Annotated in this window: 22 protein-coding genes; 7 read left to right on the top strand and 15 right to left on the bottom strand. The window is 34.6% G+C overall.

The genetic code is table 11. The features are described 5' to 3' along the window. Positions 1-394 precede the first annotated feature (394 nt). A complete protein-coding gene (locus tag NFR82_RS03495; RefSeq protein WP_251716868.1) occupies positions 395-1,348 on the top strand; it encodes an NAD(P)/FAD-dependent oxidoreductase in 954 nt (317 codons plus the stop codon). 8 nt (positions 1,349-1,356) lie between these two features. Continuing rightward, positions 1,357-2,007 (top strand): VTT domain-containing protein, encoded by a 651-nt coding sequence (locus tag NFR82_RS03490; RefSeq protein ID WP_251716860.1) that lies wholly within the window; start codon positions 1,357-1,359, stop codon positions 2,005-2,007. A gap of 10 nt (positions 2,008-2,017) precedes the next feature. Here the strand turns inward: NFR82_RS03490 and NFR82_RS03485 are convergent, their stop codons facing one another. Genes NFR82_RS03485 through NFR82_RS03470 form a run of 4 tightly spaced genes read right to left on the bottom strand, consistent with a single transcriptional unit; the run spans position 2,018 to position 4,945 of the window. Next, positions 2,018-2,626 (bottom strand): TIGR01906 family membrane protein, encoded by a 609-nt coding sequence (locus NFR82_RS03485; protein ID WP_251716858.1) that lies wholly within the window; start codon positions 2,624-2,626, stop codon positions 2,018-2,020. Between the two features lie 25 nt (positions 2,627-2,651). Continuing rightward, positions 2,652-3,224 (bottom strand): YutD family protein, encoded by a 573-nt coding sequence (locus NFR82_RS03480; protein WP_251716856.1) that lies wholly within the window; start codon positions 3,222-3,224, stop codon positions 2,652-2,654. Continuing rightward, on the bottom strand, positions 3,225-4,598 hold the full coding sequence (locus NFR82_RS03475) for a bifunctional metallophosphatase/5'-nucleotidase (protein WP_251716855.1): 1,374 nt from the start codon (positions 4,596-4,598) through the stop codon (positions 3,225-3,227). A gap of 14 nt (positions 4,599-4,612) precedes the next feature. Next, positions 4,613-4,945 (bottom strand): hypothetical protein, encoded by a 333-nt coding sequence (locus NFR82_RS03470; protein WP_251716853.1) that lies wholly within the window; start codon positions 4,943-4,945, stop codon positions 4,613-4,615. Between the two features lie 98 nt (positions 4,946-5,043). On the opposite strand from NFR82_RS03470, the gene NFR82_RS03465 reads away from it, so the two are divergent. Next, positions 5,044-6,414: a glycerophosphodiester phosphodiesterase gene (locus NFR82_RS03465; RefSeq protein WP_251716851.1), complete on the top strand. Its 1,371-nt coding sequence runs from the start codon at positions 5,044-5,046 to the stop codon at positions 6,412-6,414. A 90-nt stretch (positions 6,415-6,504) separates the two neighbouring features. Continuing rightward, entirely contained in the window at positions 6,505-7,905 is a 1,401-nt protein-coding gene (gene pepV / locus NFR82_RS03460) for a dipeptidase PepV (protein ID WP_251716848.1), read from the top strand. Between the two features lie 64 nt (positions 7,906-7,969). On the opposite strand, the gene NFR82_RS03455 is transcribed toward pepV, so the two are convergent. Continuing rightward, positions 7,970-8,971 (bottom strand): substrate-binding domain-containing protein, encoded by a 1,002-nt coding sequence (locus NFR82_RS03455; protein WP_251716847.1) that lies wholly within the window; start codon positions 8,969-8,971, stop codon positions 7,970-7,972. 158 nt (positions 8,972-9,129) lie between these two features. On the opposite strand from NFR82_RS03455, the gene NFR82_RS03450 reads away from it, so the two are divergent. Further along, a complete protein-coding gene (locus NFR82_RS03450; protein ID WP_251716845.1) occupies positions 9,130-10,236 on the top strand; it encodes a M24 family metallopeptidase in 1,107 nt (368 codons plus the stop codon). Positions 10,237-10,285: 49 nt separating this feature from the next. Here NFR82_RS03450 and NFR82_RS03445 read toward each other — a convergent pair whose 3' ends face one another. Continuing rightward, positions 10,286-10,645: a DUF1269 domain-containing family protein gene (locus NFR82_RS03445; RefSeq protein WP_251716843.1), complete on the bottom strand. Its 360-nt coding sequence runs from the start codon at positions 10,643-10,645 to the stop codon at positions 10,286-10,288. Between the two features lie 26 nt (positions 10,646-10,671). Then, positions 10,672-11,097, bottom strand: coding sequence for a DUF948 domain-containing protein (locus NFR82_RS03440; RefSeq protein ID WP_251716841.1), 426 nt, complete (start codon positions 11,095-11,097; stop codon positions 10,672-10,674). A 115-nt stretch (positions 11,098-11,212) separates the two neighbouring features. Between NFR82_RS03440 and NFR82_RS03435 the strand changes: the two genes are divergently transcribed. Further along, positions 11,213-12,061: a mechanosensitive ion channel family protein gene (locus tag NFR82_RS03435; RefSeq protein WP_251716839.1), complete on the top strand. Its 849-nt coding sequence runs from the start codon at positions 11,213-11,215 to the stop codon at positions 12,059-12,061. A gap of 27 nt (positions 12,062-12,088) precedes the next feature. Here NFR82_RS03435 and NFR82_RS03430 read toward each other — a convergent pair whose 3' ends face one another. After that, positions 12,089-12,709 carry an XTP/dITP diphosphatase gene (locus NFR82_RS03430; RefSeq protein WP_251716837.1) on the bottom strand — a complete coding sequence of 207 codons (621 nt, stop codon included), beginning with the start codon at positions 12,707-12,709 and terminating at the stop codon, positions 12,089-12,091. Further along, complete coding sequence (gene murI / locus NFR82_RS03425) at positions 12,709-13,512, bottom strand: glutamate racemase (protein ID WP_251716836.1); 804 nt, start codon at positions 13,510-13,512, stop codon at positions 12,709-12,711. The genes NFR82_RS03430 and murI overlap by 1 nt, the downstream gene beginning before the upstream one ends. 88 nt (positions 13,513-13,600) lie before the next feature. Here murI and NFR82_RS03420 point away from each other — a divergent pair, with 88 nt between their 5' ends. Further along, positions 13,601-14,008 carry a YslB family protein gene (locus NFR82_RS03420; RefSeq protein WP_251716834.1) on the top strand — a complete coding sequence of 136 codons (408 nt, stop codon included), beginning with the start codon at positions 13,601-13,603 and terminating at the stop codon, positions 14,006-14,008. A gap of 37 nt (positions 14,009-14,045) precedes the next feature. On the opposite strand, the gene trxA is transcribed toward NFR82_RS03420, so the two are convergent. The 6 genes from trxA to alaS all read right to left on the bottom strand — a co-directional run bounded on the left by trxA (position 14,046) and on the right by alaS (position 20,551). Then, the gene (gene trxA / locus NFR82_RS03415; protein WP_251716832.1) at positions 14,046-14,357 is read right to left on the bottom strand and encodes a thioredoxin; all 312 of its coding nucleotides are present in this window, start codon (positions 14,355-14,357) and stop codon (positions 14,046-14,048) included. A gap of 83 nt (positions 14,358-14,440) precedes the next feature. Beyond that, positions 14,441-16,807 carry an endonuclease MutS2 gene (locus tag NFR82_RS03410; RefSeq protein WP_251716830.1) on the bottom strand — a complete coding sequence of 789 codons (2,367 nt, stop codon included), beginning with the start codon at positions 16,805-16,807 and terminating at the stop codon, positions 14,441-14,443. Positions 16,808-16,857: 50 nt separating this feature from the next. Continuing rightward, positions 16,858-17,172, bottom strand: coding sequence for a DUF1292 domain-containing protein (locus NFR82_RS03405; RefSeq protein ID WP_251716828.1), 315 nt, complete (start codon positions 17,170-17,172; stop codon positions 16,858-16,860). 1 nt (position 17,173) lies between these two features. Then, positions 17,174-17,602: a Holliday junction resolvase RuvX gene (ruvX, locus tag NFR82_RS03400; protein WP_251716826.1), complete on the bottom strand. Its 429-nt coding sequence runs from the start codon at positions 17,600-17,602 to the stop codon at positions 17,174-17,176. Further along, on the bottom strand, positions 17,602-17,859 hold the full coding sequence (locus NFR82_RS03395) for an IreB family regulatory phosphoprotein (RefSeq protein ID WP_004045418.1): 258 nt from the start codon (positions 17,857-17,859) through the stop codon (positions 17,602-17,604). Before NFR82_RS03395 ends, ruvX begins: the two co-directional genes overlap by 1 nt. Positions 17,860-17,911: 52 nt before the next feature. Next, positions 17,912-20,551 carry an alanine--tRNA ligase gene (gene alaS / locus NFR82_RS03390; RefSeq protein WP_251716824.1) on the bottom strand — a complete coding sequence of 880 codons (2,640 nt, stop codon included), beginning with the start codon at positions 20,549-20,551 and terminating at the stop codon, positions 17,912-17,914. Between the last annotated feature and the right edge of the window lie 100 nt (positions 20,552-20,651).

The following is a 20,651-nucleotide window of genomic DNA, read 5'->3' as shown; positions in this document are numbered from 1 at the left end:
AATTGACTTCGCTTCTTTGTTTGGGTTCTTACACCCGCACACTTTTAGCGAAACTTTGTTCAGTTTTCAATGTACTAGTTCCATCTAGTGTCTAGATGGCTTTTATAGTTTATCAAACTTCTTAACTCTTTGTCAAGATGTTTTTTAAACTATTTCTTTCGCCTCAGGTACGTTTTCTTTATCACCCGACGACAGTTAAATATATTACTCGCTTTTCAAAATAAATGCAAGCTTTTTTAAAACTTTTTATTTCATTTATTTAGCGACATTCGTCACAACTGACGACTTAATTAATTTACACTATTCACAATAAGAAATCAAGCATAAATTTTAATGATTATCGCAGTTTTTCGTGTTACAGTTGATTTACGAATACTTATAGGAGGTTTTTAAAATTAAAAATTTTGATTTAGCTATTATAGGAGCCGGCCCTGTTGGGCTATTTTCTGCAAATTATGCTCAGTTACATGGATTGAAATCAATCATCTTCGATTCATTAAATGAACCTGGTGGTCAACCAAAAATGTTATACCCTTTCAAAAATATTGCTGACATCCCTGTTTTCAATAAAATCCAGGCCAGTGAATTAATTAAGCATTTAACTGATAATCTTAATGCTCTTACCACAATTGAGACCGACCATAAGGTTATTGATCTTAAACAAGAGGATGATTATTTCATTATCGACAATGAATACTCTGCTAAGGCTATTCTTGTTGCTTCTGGAAATGGTGCCTTTAAACCGAAAAAATTCCCTATTAATATGACTGAAGAAGCAGAAAAACATGTACATTATTTTGTTAAAGATCCAAAAATCTTTGAAAATCAAAATATCGGAATTTTTGGCGGTGGCGACTCTGCACTAGATTGGGCTCTTGAATTGTCAAACATCGCCAATACTTCACTAATTCATCGCCGCAATGAATTTAGAGGATTGGAAACCAGCATTAATAAGCTTAAAAATTTAAAAAATGTTGAAATATATACTCCTTACCTTCCTAAAACTGTAGAATTTATAGATAATAAGTTGAATATTGGCTTAAAAAAAGTTGGCTCTGATCAGATGATTAATCGTGAATTTGATCAAATTATTGTGGCTTATGGCTTTAAGGCCAATAATCTTTTTGTTAAAAAATGGGGAGTAGAGCTCGAAGGCTCACATATAAAGGTAAACTCTGAAATGACAACTAATTTACCCGGTATCTATGCTGTTGGTGATGCAATAACTTATCCTGGTAGAGTACCTATTATTGGTGTTGGCTTTGGTGAAGCACAAATCGCTATTAATTCAATTATGCGAAAACTATTTCCAAACAAAACTTTAACAATTCATTCTACTAGTTTATAGGAGATCATATGGCTTTAATAGATTTTATTCTTCATATCGATGATCATTTGGTTACGATAGTTAATCAATTTGGAATAGGTACATATTTAATTCTATTCGCAATTATCTTTATTGAAACGGGATTGGTTATCTTCCCCTTTCTTCCTGGCGATTCTTTGATTTTTGCTGCTGCAGCAATGGCTGCCAATTCACGTTACCAATTGAATATTTGGCTTATTTATTTAATAGTTGCATTAGCAGCTGTTCTTGGTGACAGTCTTAATTATGAAATTGGTGCTTGGTCTACTAGGGCCGGGGAAAAACATGCTTGGTTCAATCGACTAATCAATGAAAATAATCGGCTAGCAGCAGAAAAATTCTTTGATCGACATGGCCCGATAACAATTATGATTGGAAGATTTATTCCGTTCATCAGAACTTTTGTACCATTTATTTCGGGCGGGAGTAAAATGCATTACCGTACATTTTTTATTTACAATGTAATCGGTGGTCTTTTATGGACCGGATTATTCTGTATAATCGGTTACTTCTTTGGTAATTTTCCAATTGTCAAAGAGCATTTCTCACTAATTGTAATTGCTATTATCTTTATCTCCGTGGTACCAATTCTCATTGTAGCAATAAGGAAAAAATTAGCATTGAAAAAGGAGTTTCATTAAGAAACTCCTTTTATTTTTTTAAAAGTTTACTTGCAAAGTACAATTCATAAATAATACCAGCCACCGCAAAACATGCGGCAAAAAAGCCTTCTGTTAAAACATTAATAATTGGATCAGTCGCTGGATCAAATAGCCAATTACTATCAGTGAAAAAAATATGGTGAAAAATGGTAAAAAAGCTATCAAAGTTTGTCATGGCAAAAGGCAAAATGACCACAGGCAAAATCAAGAATAGTAATGACCATGTTTTATCTAAATATAAATAAGATCTATTACCACTTTTTTTAGCTATTAAATAAATAATTGAACAAATAATAAAAACAATAATTGCCAGTAAAAATAATCTTTTACAATCTGCAAAGTGCAAAGCAGCGCTTGTCGAAGTTGGCAAATCATCCATTTTTAACTTTGACTTAAATGGCCACATCAGATACCACATCAGTTGATTATAATTATGCATTACTTTAAAAATTGATAAATGAACTGTCTCATTTGTTTTTTGAACTAATACAAAAACAAATAAGAGTGGCCAACTAGCAACAATTGCTCCAACTACACTACTAGATATTGCAAATAGTAAATGATAGATAATAACTAATGGATTTTCTTTTTTACTCATACTTCCACTTCATCCAAACAACATTCTATTCGTCTTCTGATTTTTTTCTTTTCTTAATTACAAAGCTATGCTTTCGTCCAGTATTTTTTTGAACCGCAATTGTCTTGCGCTTGGGCAGTTTAGTCTTATGGACTCTACGCTTTTTAAAATTATTCTTATGATAAGTATGATTATTTGGTCGACGTTTTTGGAACTTTCTTTTGTTATCTTTCGAATATATCTTATGGTGATGTACAGGTGCTATTAGCTCTAAAACAAAGTAGTCAGTTCCAGGGTTACAATATTCTATCAAATAATCAGCAATTGTATTTTCCTTCTTATCAATTGCTGTACGTACGGTATCTTTATAAAACCCTTTTAACCGAAGATGATCACTAGAAATATCTCCAACCAAAAAATCATACTGATCTAAATAGGGATCATATTTTTTCCGTAATACTTCTAAATCAATTGCATCCCCTCTATTAATCCGAATTCGATAAAGCTGCTTATTAATTTTTATTTTATTTTCATCTCGAGCAACCACTGCCATCGGATGACGCAAAGGCTGTTCTTTTTGAAATTTATTTTCATATTTTTCGTCTGATTTTTCTGCCATTTAATTCACTTCCGTTTTTATAGGATATATCTTATTTAGGTAATCTCCCACTACTTCCCGAAGAAATTCTGGGAACAAAAATTCATTATCACCAACAATTGCCAATGTTGGGAAAAATGGTATCAAAACATAATGATCCAACACTGCAATTTCATATTCAGCTTCTGGATCGATCTCTTTACCATTCACGTAGACAAGCTTTCTACGCATATCTACTTTAATTCCTTTATAGTAAACTTCGCCAAAAACTTTTCCTCTAAAACTCATTCCTTGTAAAGGAAAATTCTTTAAATAATGACGATTTTTTTCAATCTCCATCACCAGACGCCATAGATCACTACCACGAAGTATGGACTTAACTACATGCATTGGGTGCGGTAAAGCTTTTTGCAAATCATATTTAGTTATGATTCCGCTATTAAAGGACTCTAAAAATAAGCCGGAACTCAACATTGCTAAATCAGTATGCGCAAAATCACTAATGGCATCAAGTGATACCTGGATAGCTGCTTGTTTATCATCAGCAAATTTTTCTGGTAATTGCGCTACATGCTGACTTTCAAGAATTGACTTTCCTGTATCGATATAACCTTGAATGACCTTTTGATCATCCGGTTCTTCTTCAATCAAAGTTGTAGCAATCGTAGTAGGAACAATTTTGGTAACATGATGATCTTCTAATTCAACATGAATATCGCCAATATAGTTCCCCCATTTACCTGTTTGAGTAATCCAGACTCCATTTACCTGCTCACCTTTTTGGAGCAAATCATGACTATGTCCACCAATTATTAAATCTATTTGAGGATAATGCTTAGCAAGCCAGCGATCCATGGTTAAACCAACATGGGTAATCAAAATTAAAACATCATACTTCCCTTCAATTTCTGGAAGCACTCTGTCCATCGTATTTTTTAGCATTTTAACATGCCAATGATTTGGACCATATGTCATTGGATAAGCTGCAGTTAAGCCAACTAAAGCAATTCTTGTGCCTTTTTTAGAGGTTAAAATATGATAATCTTCTGCCCACTTAGGCATTGATTCATCTTCTTCTCTTAAATTAGCTAAAACTATTGGATAATCAACATGGTCAAATAAGTGCTCTAGTACTTCATGAGAATTTGAAATCCCCTCATTATTTCCAATTGTTCCTGCTGTATAGTGAAAGTCGTTCATTAGCTGAATATTAGCCTGTCCTTCTGTGGCATCGCTTAAAGGATGAGAACGATCCATAAAATCTCCGGCATCAAAAGTATAAACCTCATCTACAGTTTTATCAGCTTGTGCCTTTTTTAAATAGCGACCAATTTTAGGGAAATGTTCAAAATGTGAATGCAAATCATTTGTATGTAAAATTCGAAATGTTTCCATAACAAATCTTCTTTCTAACCAATTCTATTTGATTTCAAAACCATGTTAAAAGCATCAAGGACTTTTCCCTTGGGCTTATCCCACTCGACCCATTTAGGATTTTTCCAATCATCCTCATTAAGTAGAGTCTGCAATTTATAATTTTCATTGATATATTTTTCATATTCAATTAAGGGCTTGGTTCTAGCAATATTAACTTGCAAAATTTGAACTTTTTTTATATACCCTTTTGATACAGCCAATTCTGCGATACCGTTTTGGTCGATATTTGAAATTTCATAATATTTACTACCATCATTTCTGGTAATTTCTTCAATTAAGTCTAAAGTCTCATACTGATCATTCATATTATTATTTACACCTATTTCATAATAAATTATTTAATAAATAGAAAAAAATGTACAACCATGCTATTGTGAATAATATATGCGATAGAGGTGTACACATGAAAATCAAAAGCCGGTTCTTTTTGGCTGCTCTTTTAATATTAATATTTTTTACATCAAGTGGTTTCACAGTTATTGGACACCGTGGGGATCCAAGTAAATATCCTGAAGAAACAATTCAAAGTGACAATTCAGCATTTAAATCAGGTGCCGATTATGTTGAGCTGGATCTTCAATTATCTAAAGATGGAGTTCCAGTTATCACTCACGATGATGACCTTTTTCGTTTAACTCATACACATGCAATTGTATCACAAAACAACTTTGATTCGCTTAGACAGTTACAGTATGACAATGGTGAACACGTGATGTCCCTGCCTCAGCTTTTTAAATATTATAAAAACAAACCAAATACTAAGTTCATCTTAGAAACTAAAATCGATCATAGCGTTGATTCATCATATGAACTTGAAGAAAAGATTGCTGAATGTGTAAAAAAATACCATATGGAAAACAGAATCATGATCCATTCTTTTTCCAATGCTAGTTTATTTCATCTTCGAAAACTACTCCCAAATGCTTATTTAATTCAATTAGTTGGGAGTTTAAAACGAATCAATTTTAGTATTCTTCCACAAGTCAACGCAGTCAATGTCTCATCTGATCTTATTCAAGACCATCCCTTCCTAATCCACTGGCTTCATAGATTGCACAAGCAGGTCTATGTTTGGGCAGAAATGGATGAATCTCCAAAACTTTGGAATTGGTTAATTAACAAAAATGTTGATGGAGTCGTTACCAACTTCCCAGCAACCGGATTTAAATATAAGCTTGCTAAGTCTGGTACAAAAAAATATGAAATCAACCAAGATGGAATTTATTTCGGAAAGAAGAAAACTCCAATACTGATGAATCCGTATGTTCGTGTCAAAAGACATCGCTATGTCCAACCAGAACAACATCTTAAAGTTATGTACGGAGTGCGAGTCGACGATAAGCTTTATTATCAAATCGCAGAAAAAAGTTTTATTTCTGCGGAATTTGTCAGTTTGGATTTAACTAATGATGACATTTCAGCATACAAGGATAAGCAAGTAATCGCTAAACCTAACCACAAGGTTCCAATCTATCGCCTTCCAGAAAATTCTGCTAAGACAGATCGAACTTTAGCCGCTAATAAACTAACTAAAATTGAAAACTTCAATGGAAGTCCCAAAAATCTCTGGATCTATACTAAACAAGGTTGGATAAAAGCCGAAGATATTTTATTCTACGGTTTCTTCGATTCTAATTCATTTGACCAGTATAAATCACTCAAAAAAATAAGTCGTTACTCAAACATTGCCTTACTTCCTTATCCACTAGTTCAATCAAATAAAGGACAAACATTGTTGGAAATTCAAAAAGCTACCTACGGGATTATTAAATAATTAATAAGGATGATGTCAATTCTTAACAGATTGGCATCTTTTTTTGATAAAATCAATATTATTAATAATCATTATCTAAGGGGGATTACAATGGAATTAGATTACAAGAAGTTAGCACTTGCTAAAAAAGATGATATTTTAAAAGATTTAGACGAATTAATCACAATTGATTCCTCAGAGGATCTAGACAACACTTCAGAAGAATATCCTGTAGGACCTGGTCCAGTTAAGGCCTTAAAGAAGTTTTTATCATTTGCTAAACGCGACGGATTTAAAACTCGTAACTTTGAAAACTATGCTGGTCGTGTAGATTACGGTGAAGGTGAAAAACGCCTTGGTGTGATCGGTCACATGGACGTGGTTCCTGCCGGTGATGGTTGGGTAACTGATCCATTCAAGATGAAAATTGAAGATGGCAAAATTATTGGTCGTGGTTCTGCTGACGACAAAGGGCCAGCGCTTGCTGCTTACTACGGAATGCTAATTCTTAAAGAAGCCGGCTTTAAACCAAAGAAGAAGATTGACTTTATTGTTGGTACTAATGAAGAAACTAATTGGGTTGGAATCGACTATTACTTAAAACATGAACCAACTCCTGATCAAGTATTCTCACCTGATGCCGAATTCCCTATTATTAACGGAGAACAGGGTATCTATACATTAGTGTTTAACTTTAATGGCGATGCTCAACAAGGACCAGTAAAATTAATTAGTTTCAAGGCTGGTATTGCTGCTAACGTAACTCCTCAAAAGGCATTTGCTACAATTGAAGCCGACAATCTTGATGAAATTAAAACTAAATTTGATCAATTTATCAAAGACAATAATCTTGAAGGTGAATTTAAGATTAACGCTAACCGCGCTGAAATTGAAGTTACTGGTGTTGGTGCACATGCAAGTGCCCCACAAGTTGGCCGTAACTCAGCAACTTTCTTGGGATTATTCCTTGATCAATTCGACTTCAAGGGTCGTGATAAGAACTATATTCATTTCTTAGCCAACACCGAACATGAAGACTTCAAGGGCGAAAAGTTAGGTATTGCTCACCACGATGACTTAATGGGTGACTTATCTAGTGCTCCAAGTATTTTTGAATACGACGCAGATCACGCAATTTTAAAAGATAATATCCGTTACCCACAAGGTACTGACCCAGATAAGATGGTTAAGCAAATTACTGATAAATTTGGGGATATCTTAGAAGTTTCATATGATGGATTTGAAGAGCCTCACTATGTACCAGGTAATGATCCCCTTGTCCAAACTTTACTTAAGGTTTACGAACGTCAAACTGGCAAGAAAGGTCATGAAGTTGTTATCGGTGGTGGTACATACGGTAGATTATTTGAACATGGTGTCGCATACGGTGCTCAACCTGAAGATGCACCAATGGTAATGCACCAAGCAAATGAATACATGAAGCTTGATGATTTAATTGATTCAATTGCAATTTATGCAGAAGCAATTTACGAATTGACTAAAGAAGCTTAATCTATAGACGTAAAAAAGGGAATTAGCAAATTTTGCTAATTCCCTTTTTCTTTAAGTTACTATTTTATTGATTTAAAGTACTTTGTTTCTTAACTAATTCATATGGAAGTTCAATATGAATATCATCTAATTCTTCGCCATCCATTAACTTAGTTAACATTCTCATAGCTACGGCACCCATATCATAAAGTGGTTGCTTCACAGTTGTTAATGATGGGCGTACAACTGATGCAATTTGGGTTGCACTTGCAGTAACAATTTCTAATTCTTCTGGAACCTTTATTCCAGCATCAATTGCAGAATTTAAAATACCAACTGAAGTACTATCTCTAGTAACGATCACTCCATCTACACCATCTTTTACAAGTTGTGAGCATAAGTTATAACCATCTGAGTAATCATAAATCCCATCATAAATGTGTTCTTCTTTAATATCATGATCCTTTAAGAATTTACGATAAGCAACAATTCTATTGTCCTTGTTAACTACAGCATCTTTATTTCCAACAACTAAAGCCAAATTCTTTTTACCATCATTATACATTAAGTTTAATGCCTCTGTATCGGCCTTCTTGTAGTCAATAGTTACTGATGGAATATTTGGATGATCATCTTTAGTTCCGGCCAGAACAACAGGTGTATTAGTTCTTTCGAAAGCCTCAACAGCATTATCTGGCATGTTGTTAGACATGTAGATAACTCCATCAACTTGTTTATTAAGTAAACCTTGAATTACTTGATCTTGCTTCATCAAACGGTTTTCAATACTACTAATGATAATGTTGTACTTATAAAGTAAAGCAATATCATCGATACCTCTTGATAATTCAGCAAAATACAAATTAGTCAATTCTGGTACAATCAAACCAACTGTTGTTGTTCTCTTTGATGCTAAACCTTGTGCAACTGCATTTGGTTGATAGTGTAATCTTTTTATCACTTCTTCTACACGGTCTCGGGTTTCCTTGCGGACGTTACTATTACCGTTCACAACTCTAGAAACTGTTGCCATGGAAACTTTAGCTTCACGAGCGACATCATAGATTGTTACTTCTTGTTTACGCATTTTTTAGTCTCCAATTCTTATTAAATCATCTTGGACTTTAACTATACCACTTATAGCCAGTATTTGCAAACGTTTACAGTTTTTCTTTCATTTTTTCACAGCTTTTAATGGTATACTTTTCTTAACAACTTATCAATAAAGAAAAGAGAGGTATTTTTATGAATTTAGATAAGCTTCAAAATTGGCTTCAAGATAACAACTTCGATGTTGCCTACATTTCGGATCCAATTACTATTGCTTACTTTACTGGTTTTTCAATGGATCCAGATGAACGTATTTTTAGCTTAGTTGCTTTTAAAGATGCTGAACCATTTGTTTTCACTCCTGCTTTAAATGTTGAAGAAGCAAAAAACAGCGAATGGAATGGCGATGTATATGGATACCTTGATTCAGAAAACCCATGGGCCATTATTGCCGATAATGTAAAGAAAAGAACTAATGAATACAAGAATTGGGCAATTGAAAAGAACAATTTATCGGTTGCTCACTATCAAAACTTGCATGCTCAATTCCCTGATTCAGACTTCAACGGAAATGTTTCACCATTTGTTGACCATATTCGTCTATACAAGACTCCTGAAGAAGTAGAAAAATTAAAGGCCGCTGGTAGAGAAGCTGACTTTGCATTCCAAGTCGGTTTTGATGCAATTAGAACTGGTGCTACTGAAAGAAGTATAGCTGGACAAATCGAATATCAACTAAAGATTCAAAAGGGTGTTATGCACCAAAGTTTTGAAACTATTGTTCAAGCTGGTAAAAATGCAGCCAATCCACACCTTGGTCCAACAATGAACAAGATTGAACCAAACGAATTAGTTTTATTTGATTTAGGTACTATGCATGATGGTTATGCATCTGACTCAAGTAGAACTGTTGCATACGGTGAAATTTCTGATAAAGAAAGAGAAATCTATGAAGTAGATCGTGAAGCACAACAAGCCGCAATTGATGCTGCTAAACCAGGTATCACTGCTGAGGAACTTGATAGTGTTGCCCGTGATATCATTACTAAAGCTGGATATGGCGAATACTTCATCCACCGTTTAGGTCACGGCATTGGTAAACACGTTCACGAATTTCCTTCAATTGTTCAAGGAAATGACTTAGTAATTGAAGAAGGAATGTGTTTCTCAATTGAACCAGGTATTTACATCCCTGGCTTTGCCGGAGTCAGAATCGAAGACTGTGGTGTAGTTACTAAAAATGGTTATGAACCATTTACTCATACTAGCAAAGAATTAAAGGTTTTGCCTTTGAAAGATTAATTATAAACAAAAAGCAGGTCAACTGACCTGCTTTTTTTATTATCGAATTTTATTCATTATTTGAATTTTCAGAAGATGCCTTATCTTCAGCATTATTTAAATCATCTGCAGTCTTTTCTGCATTACCATCTGCTGTAATATCTTCTGACTTAGAATCATCAATTACGATATCATCAAAATCTTTAAGTTCTGAATCATCTTCAACATTCTTTGGGAATGAAGCTAATTGATTCTTAACGATTTCAGTACCATTATCGTACTTCTTCTTCAAATCTTGAAGCTTATCATTATCTTGAATCTTCTTCTTAACGCCATCAAGTTGCTCATCATCAACTAATAATGAACCTGCAACAAAACCTGCCGTTGCACCAGCAACTACACCAAGTAAAAAGCTTGTAAACTTACTCATAATAAATTCCTCCTTTATATTTTAATTTAATCTTCACCGTTTCGACGCTTACGTCTAGCTAATATAGCAGTAAGAATTGATGAAAATACGCCTGTACGAACTGAGCGTGCACTGTTAAAGCGTTTTGCCATCTTTTTTGAAGAAGCGTTAATTTCTTGGACGCTTTCTCCCAAATCTGCGGCAGCCTTAACAACAGGATCAATTGTTTTCATCTTGCCATTTACATCAGCTAAAAGATCATTAGTCTTATCTAATAAATCACTACTTTGCTTCATTAATCCATCAACATCAGTAGAAATCTGCTGAATTGATTTATTAGTTGTTTGCATAGTTTCATTAAGTTCATTTAATGTTTTAGCTGTGCGGACTAGCATCGGAATTGTGAAAAGTACTAATACTACAAACGCAATTGCAGCGATTAACCCTGCTAATGCACCATAAGAAATTACCATTTTCTACCTCCGACTTTTTACCATCTAAAAAAAGTCTAGCATGAAAACACTTTATTCTCAATAATTATGTAACCTTTGTTAAGATATATAATGAAACTTTATGAAAGGATAATTTATGAAAACTTCATTTCACATCGATAATAAAGCTTTATCAATCAATTGGGATAAATTAAGCGAAAACTTAGTATCTATTGTGTGGCAACTTCTTTTGACCACGCTTATCTTTTACCTAATTTCACATTTTGGTAAAAAAATACTAAACAAATATTTAGCATCGTCCAAAAAAACTAAAGTAAGAAATAAAAGAACTAGAACTATTACAGCTCTTGTAAATAGCATCTTTCAATACACAGTTATCTTCTTTTATTTATTCGGCGTTTTATCAATCATTGGCATCCCTGTAGGAACATTACTTGCCAGCGCTGGAATCTTTTCTCTTGCCTTGGGTATGGGGGCTCAAGGATTTGTGAGTGATTTGGTAAATGGATTTTTTATCTTAAGTGAAGATCAATTCGATGTTGGTGATACTGTTCAAATTAACCAACAAATTATTGGAACAGTAATCCAACTTGGATTGAGAACTACTCGTCTAAGAGCACCTGATGGATCATTAATTTATGTCCCTAATCGTAATATTACAATCGTTCAAAATATTGCTCACAATGTCATGAGCCTTACTATCAACTTATATCTTGATGCAGATAATGATTTTGAAAAAGTTCATACTATTCTTAAGGACGCAAATAAGACAATTAAAACTGAAAAGAAAACAATTGCATCTGGTCCAACTATCTTAGGAATTACTGATCAAAACGGTCAAAATATTACTTACAGCATCTCTTTTAAGGTTAAACCTGGTAAAGGTAGCTCTGTTAAGAATCTCTATCTGAAGAACTATATTGAGGCTTTACAAGCTAATGATATCAAACTCGCTACAAATTCAAATCAAATTAACGCAAAGTAAAAAGCAGGCTCTAGCCTGCTTTTATTTTTAATCAAATTGCTTAAACCATTCTGGTAATTCTTTAATAAGTTTTGCGACTGCCCTTCCACGATGAGAAATTTCATTCTTTTCATCGGTGGTCATTTCGGCGAAAGTTTTTCCTTTTTCAGGAACAAAGAAGAGTGGATCATAGCCAAAGCCATCTTCACCTCTTGGTCCTGACAAAATTTTGCCTTCACATTGACCAGTAACAACTAAATCCTTATCGAAATGTCCTGGCATCGATACGACAATTGTAGTATTAAACTTAGCAGTTCGTTCATTTTCCGGTACTCCGCCAAGTTCGGCTAAGAGTTTAGCATTATTATGCGCATCATTATGTGCTTCACCGGCATAACGTGCGGATCTTACACCAGGTGCCCCATTCAATTTATCGACTATTAAGCCGGAATCATCTGCAATAGTTGGGAGACCAGAAAAATCAGCTAATTCGTGGGCCTTAATCTTTGCATTAGCTTCAAAAGTTCTCCCAGATTCAATTGGTTCAGGTGGATTATCTAAATCAGCATTTGTTTTAACTATTAAATCTACACCTGCCTTTTTAAAGGCTTCCTTTAATTCCTTGGCCTTACCTTGATTTCCTGTCGCAAATAATATTTCTTTAGCCATTATAAATTCTCCGTATTAACATGCTTAACTGAAATATTTGAATCTCCTAAAAATGACCCGCCTATTTTAGCAAATTCTTTTGCATTCCCTGTAGTGTAATATTCATGCTTAGCTGGTTGATCAGCGGAATTAAATAAACTATCTCGCTTCATTACATTGTAGGTATATTGGGCTACTTGATCTGCTGGATCAACAATTTTAACATCCTTACCTACTACATCAGAAAATTCTTTTTCAATTAGTGGATAATGTGTACAACCTAAAACCAAAGTATCAAAATTATTATCTAGAATTGGATTTATTGCTTCTTTAACTGCCTTCAAATTTGTATCATAATCTTGCATTGATTCAATTAGTGCAGCTAAATTAGGAGCCGCAACTTCTGAAACAGTAATATCTTTATTTCGATATTTAATTTCTTCTCGATAAGCATGTGACTCAATTGTAACTGGAGTAGCAACTACTGCAACTTTATTATTTTTAGTAGTCCTTGCAGCTGCTAAACTTCCTGACTGAATTACACCAATAATCTGTTGATCAATTTCTTTTTGCAAAGTTGGCATAGCTGCAGCCGTAGCCGTATTACATGCAAAAATAATTAACTTAACATTTTGTTTAAGTAAGAATTTAACACTTTGTCTAGTTAAATTAATAACTTCTTCTTGGCTTTTATTGCCATATGGCATATTGGCACTATCACCAATAAATATTGTCGATTCATTAGGTAATTTTTGGATAATCTTTTTGACCACAGAAAATCCGCCAACACCCGAATCTAATAAACCTATTGGACGGTTATCCATAAAAAATCTACTCTCCTCGAGAAAAAAATATTTTCTACTCATACTAGTTTACGGTAAAATAAATAAGAATAAAAGGGATGAATATTTTATGCACGACAATAATCAATCAAATGAACACGTTTATTTTTTAAATCAACTCTACCGTGATTTTTTACTACCAGAAATCTTAGGTGATGACAATGATGCTATCTTATATTGGGCCGGCAAAAGAATTACTCGTCACTACGCGCTTGCAAGTTATGATGATCTAATTGAATTCTTTGAAGAGGCTGAATTTGGCACTCTTGAATTAATCAAGGAAAAGCGAACATCAATTACCTTTGAATTAAGTGGTCAAACCGTTATTGATCGTTTAAACAGCGACAGCAAAGAATTTTCGATCGAAAGTGGTATGATTGCAGAAGTAGTTCAAAAAGAAACTGGCCGTAATGCAGAAAGTGAAATTAATATTTTAGATAAAGATCAAAAAGTTCAAATTATTGCTCGTTTTGGTTAAAGAAAAAGGCATTCAACAGAATGCCTTTTTTATATTCTTAATCTGTGTATTGATCTAAAATTTGGTCAAGCTTTTCTTTTGGAGTGTAACCTGTTAAACGATCAACAATCTTACCATCTTTTTTAATGACTAGAGTTGGAATTGCCATAATTCCCAAGTTTTTAGCAGTTTCTTGATTTTGATCAACATCCATCTTAGTGAACTTAACATCTTGACGTTCTTCAGCGAGTTGATCAATAACCGGTGATTGCATCTTACATGGGCCACACCAAGTTGCCCAGAAGTCAGTTAAAACAACACCATCTTTAGTTTCTTGATCAAAATTTTGATCAGTAATTGCATCAACCATATTATTTACCTCTTTCGAATTTTTAATAATAACTTTTATAAATAAAATATATCAAGTATACTTACTTTTTACAAGCTTTATGCTTATTTTAGTTTAACTATTGTTGCACCAGTTCCACCTTCATTTGCGGGAGCATAGTTAAAACTCTTAACATGGCGATTACTCTTTAAATATTGCCATACACCTTTTCGAATCGCACCAGTACCAATACCGTGGATAATAGTTACATAATCTAAACCAGCAAGAAGAACTTCATCAATATATCGATCCAAGTTAGTCATTGCTTCATCGTATCTTTGGCCACGTAAATCTAGTTCACTTCGAGTATTTGATCTTCTTAAAGAACCACTCGTAGCTCTTACAGGAGATTTTGGCTTTGAAGCTTGTTTACTCATTTCAAGTCTTTCAATATCTCTATCACTAACTTTAACTTTAACAATTCCCATTTGAACTTCATATTCATGATCTGTCAACTTCTTGGTAATTGTCCCAGTTTGGCCATATGATAGCACTTTAACCTTATCACCCACACTTACCTGGTGGCGACGCTTTTCGCGTTGTAGGACCTTATTATGGGCTAAATTATCAGCCTGACGTTTTAATTTATTAAACTCACCTTTGGCCTCAATAATTTTATTGTCTTGAACCAAGGCACCATTTTTCTTTTGATCTTCAAGTTCTTTAATAATTTGATCAGCCTTTTTACGACGTTTAGCAATAACTTCATTAGCTCTTTCTTGAGCAAAATCAAGCTGTTTTTGTACTCGCTGATTATACCAATCAAGCGCTTCTTGCAATTTTTGTTCTAACTTTTGGCTTCGATCTAAACTAGTTTCAAGTCTACTTCTTGCAACATTAGCTGCTTTTGTTTGCTCATTTAACTTTTCAATCATCTTGTTAATGTCAGAGTCAGTATCTTTCATTAAACTTTGAGCATTTTTAACTACATCTTCCCGCATACCAAGTCTACGAGCAATAGCAAAAGCATTACTATGTCCAGGAATACCAATTTGTAAGCGATAAGTTGGAGACAAAGTCTTAATATCAAATTCCATTGAGGCATTAGTTGTACGTTCACGGTTGTAGCCATACAACTTAAGCTCTGGATAGTGGGTAGTAACCATAATTTTGGCATCTTTTTTACGTAAGAAATCCAAAATACTAATTGCCAAACTAGCACCTTCTTCAGGATCAGTTCCTGCTCCAATTTCGTCAATTAAAACTAAGGTCTCATCATCCACATTTTTCATAATATTAACAATATCATTGATATGAGACGAGAAAGTACTCAAAGATTGCTCAATTGATTGTTCATCCCCAATATCGGCATAAACCTGCTTAAATACTCCAACTTTACTTCCTTCAGCTGCTGGAATAAATAAGCCAGATTGAGCCATTAATTGTAAAAGTCCTGCAGTCTTCAAGGTAATAGTTTTACCACCTGTGTTTGGACCGGTAATTAGCATGGTATCAAAATCAATTCCTAAACTAATATCATTAGGAACAACCTTTTCGGGATCGATTAATGGGTGACGAGCCTTTAACAAATTAATCTCATGATTTTGTGACAATTTAGGTTGACTAGCATTCATTTCTTTAGCTAGCTTTGCCTTTGCTTGTAAAAAGTCTAATTCTGTCAAAGCCTGTGCAATTTCATTTATTGGTTCAATTTCTTCACGAGCCAAATTTGATAATTCACGCAAAATTCGATGAATTTCTTGTCTTTCTTGGGCAAGAAGATTTTGTTGACGATTGTTCAACTTCAAAACAGCTTCTGGTTCAATAAATAAAGTCTGACCACTAGCACTTTGATCATGAACAACCCCACCGAATTTACCACGATATTCTTGCTTAACAGGGATAACATAGCGATCATCACGAATAGTAACGATTGCTTCAGAAAGGTACTTACTACTATTTCCCTTAGTGTAAGATTCCATCATACTTCTGATTTCTTCTTCATTACTATGCATATCATGACGAAGCCTTGCTAAGGCAGGAGAGGCTGAATCTAAAACTTCTCCATCATAATCAAGTGACTTTTTAAGTCGTCTAAATAAATCTTCTGGAACATCAAGCTTAGCAATAATTTCATCAATTGCAGTGATATCAGCGCTTTCATCTAATTCTTCAACAAAATGATTAATATCATTTGCTAAAGTTAATACCAATAAAATATTTCCAAGCTCTGCCGCATTTAAATTAGCCTTAACCCCTAAGCGTTTAGTACTAGGCTTAACATCGACAAAATCGGTTAATGGCAATTGACCATTAACTCTTAGAATATTTGCTAAAGCAAAGGTTTGATCCAACTGTTTTTGAACTTGGTCATAGTTTCCACTTGGAATTAAATTTTCGGCTCTATTTTTAGCTGGCTCAGTTATTGCTAAATTTTTCAATCTATCAGTAATTTGACTAAATTCTAATATTTCTAAAATTTTTGTATTCATACTTCTTTTTCTTCTATAACAAAAAGAGGCCGGCCAAGGCCAGTCCTCTTTTATTCACCACTTAAACGGTCATCATCAAGGAAAGTATTAAGTACTCCTTGAACCATTTCCCATTCTTCATCTGAAGTGATTTCATGTAAGTCTGTACTGGTTACATCACCAGCATCATCTGAATCATAGCTAAAAGCTTGAACTTCAATGTCTTCATCTTCTCCTACAGCTGAAGGATAAAGTAAAACATATGACTTATCATAATCATCTGAATGGAATGTGAATAAGATTTCAAATAATTCTTCATTACCTTTTTCATCAACTAAGGTAATTTGACGGTCCTCACTGCCATCACCATTAAATTCTGCTGCCATTTTAATCCTCTCGGTGTAAATCTAAATAGTTTTGCAAAATAAGTACAGCGGCCATTTGGTCAATGACTTCTTTACGTTTCTTACGGTCATGAATCCCAGCTTCTTCAATTAGAACTCTTCTTGATTCAATTGTAGTCAATCTTTCATCTGAGTAATAAACTGGTAACCCGAATTTTTCTTCAAGTCGTTTACCGTATTCTTTACTGCGCTGAACTGAATGACCTGAACTTCCATCCATATTTTTTGGTAAACCCAAAACAAAACCATCAGCATCATATTCTCTGACAATCTTCTTTATGGATTTCATTCCAAAGTTATGGCGAGTTTCATCGATTGGAATTGTCTCTAATTTTTGCGCAGTAATCCCCAGTTCATCACTAATTGCTACACCGACCGTTCTAGAACCAATATCTAACCCTATTAGCCTCATTACTTATCTTTACCTAGATAGCTCTTAACAAGCTCCTCAATTATTTCATCACGCTCATGCTTAAGAATCAAATTACGTGCATCATTATGACGTGGGATATAAGCAGGATCGCCAGAAAGTAAGTAACCTACAATCTGGTTAATTGGATTATAGCCCTTTTCTTCGAGCGCATTGTAAACGTCTTGCAGAGTATCATAAACATTTTTTCCTTTATTTTGATTAAAGTCAAAATGCATAGTCTTATCTAGCGAACTCATAATTATTCCTCCTGTCACAATTTTACTTGAAAAAAAAGCTAAACTCAATCAATTAATTTTTTGAAAGTTCATCAATTACCGTTTGGATAGCGTCCTTTAAACCATCAGGGTTCTTACCACCTGCTTGAGCCATGTTAGGACGACCACCACCGCCACCACCAAAGAGTGGAGCAGCCTTTTTAATCAAGTCTCCAGCTTTAAGACCCTTGCCTAAAGCCTTATCATTCAAACTGATAATCATGTTAGCTTTGCCATCATTTGATGCAGCTAAAACTAAAACATCAGATTTGTTACTACTCTTCCAGCTATCAGCTAATTCACGCAAGTCATTCATGCCATTAACATCTGCAATTTCAGCAATTACAGTTAAGTCTCCAGCATCCTTAACGTTGTCAAAGATTTCGCCAGCCTTAGCTTTGTTGATTTCACTAGTCAATTCTTCAACTTGCTTTTGGCTATCATGCAAGTCACTTTCAAGACTAGTAATCTTATCAATGATATTTTCTGGCTTAGTTGCCTTAACTTCTTCTTGAATTGCATCAAGCATATCTGAACGACCAGCTAAGTATTCATATGCCTTCTTAGAAGTTACTGCTTCAATTCTACGCATACCAGCACCAATTGCTGATTCAGAAGTAATCTTGAAGATACCAATTTGGTTAGTGTTTGAACAGTGAGTACCACCACAGAATTCAATTGAGAAGTCATCCATTTGAACAACACGAACCTTGTCAGTGTACTTACCATTAAATAATGCTAAAGCACCCATCTTACGTCCAGTTTCTGGATCAGTGATAGTAGTCTTAACATCGATAGCTTCCCAAATCTTTTGGTTAACCAATTTTTCAACTGACTTAAGTTCACGTTCAGTCATTGGTTCCATTGCAGTGAAGTCAAATCTCAAGTAATCAGGTTCAACTAAAGAACCAGCCTGGTGAGTATGTTCACCCAATACTTGTCTAAGTGCTGCATGAAGAAGGTGAGTTGCAGTATGTGAGTGACGAAGTCCTTCACGACGTTCCTTATCAATCTTAAGAACGTATTCTTGTCCCTTTTCGAGTGGCAAAATTACATCAACATAGTGCAAGTTTTGGTCGTTTGGTGCGTGTTGAACATCTGTAACCTTAGCAACCAAATCACCATCTTGGTTATAAATATTACCATGATCGGCAACTTGTCCACCACGTTCTGCGTAAAACGGAGTCTTGTCGAAGACTAAAATTGCCTCTTCACTATTTGCCTTATCAACTAATTTATCATCAACAACAATATCAATTAGCTTAGCATGTGGTTCTTCGTAAACGCCGTATTCAAATTCTGATTTATCTTTAATATTCATTAAAGTTTCGTCTTGCTTACCCATTGATTGAAGATCACCACGGGCCTTACGTGCACGTTCTTTTTGAGCCTGCATTTCAGCATCGAAACCATCTTTATCAACTTTAAGACCTGCATCTTCAGCTGATTCAACAGTAAGTTCTAATGGGAAACCGTAAGTATCAAATAACTTGAAGGCATCCTTACCAGAAATGGTCTTTTCATCAGAATTCTTCGCATCTTCAACTAATTCGTCAAGCAAAGTTAAACCTGAATCAAGAGTTGCACCAAAACGTTCTTCTTCATTTTGGATTACATTTTCAATAAAGCCTCTTTGATCCATAATTTCTGGGTAGTGGCTTTCCATGATTTCACCAACAACTGGTACAAGCTTGTAAAGGAATGAACCCTTAATACCCAAACGTTGACCATTAAGTGCTGCACGACGAATCAAACGACGAAGTACGTATCCACGACCTGAGTTTGAAGGAAGAGCACCATCAGCAATAGCAAAACTTACTGCACGAACGTGGTCAGCAATAATCTTGAATGCAGTTGTATCAGCATCATTTTCACCATACTTCTTACCATCACTCATCTTTTCAGTTGCGTGAATAATTGGTAAGAATAAGTCAGTTTCAAAGTTAGTTGGTGCATCTTGTAAGATTGAAAGTACACGTTCTAATCCCATACCGGTATCGATGTTCTTATGTGGTTGATCAACATATTCACCATTTGGTAAGTGGTTGTATTGTGAAAATACGATGTTCCAGATTTCAAGATAACGAGCATTTTCACCACCAGGGAAGTTTTCAGGATCATCTTCAGCAACATCATTATTTTCTTGACCGCGATCATAGAAAATTTCAGTATCAGGACCACAAGGACCTTCACCGATATCCCAGAAGTTTTCTTCTAACTTAACGATATGATCGGCTGGCATCCCTGCCTTAACCCAAACGTTGAATGAATCTTCATCTTTTGGATATACAGTACAGTAAAGCTTATCCTTATCAAGTCCAAGCCAATCTGGGCTAGTTAAGAATTCCCATGCCCAAGGAATAGCTTCATCTCTGAAATAGTCACCTACTGAGAAGTTACCAAGCATTTCAAAGAAAGTTTGGTGACGAGCTGTTTTACCAACATTTTCAATATCATTTGTTCTAATTGATTTTTGTGAACTAGTAATTCGTGGATTCTTTGGAATAACTGATCCATCGAAGTACTTCTTCATAGTGGCAACACCTGAATTGATCCAAAGTAAAGTTGGATCATCTTGTGGAATAAGTGATGCACTTGGCATTATTTCATGTCCATGGTTCTTGAAGAAGTCCAAGAACATTTGACGAAACTCTGAACTGTTTAGTTTCTTCATTTTTATCTCCCTAAAATAAAAAACACTATTGCTGTGACAAGGACGCTTTGGCACGCGGTACCACCTTGATTGCAACAGTGTTTGTTACCTCTTAATTATT

The sequence above is a fragment of the Lactobacillus agrestimuris genome, from assembly GCF_943193025.1.
Lineage (GTDB): Bacteria > Bacillota > Bacilli > Lactobacillales > Lactobacillaceae > Lactobacillus > Lactobacillus agrestimuris.
This window is presented reverse-complemented; position numbering and strand designations above follow the sequence as displayed.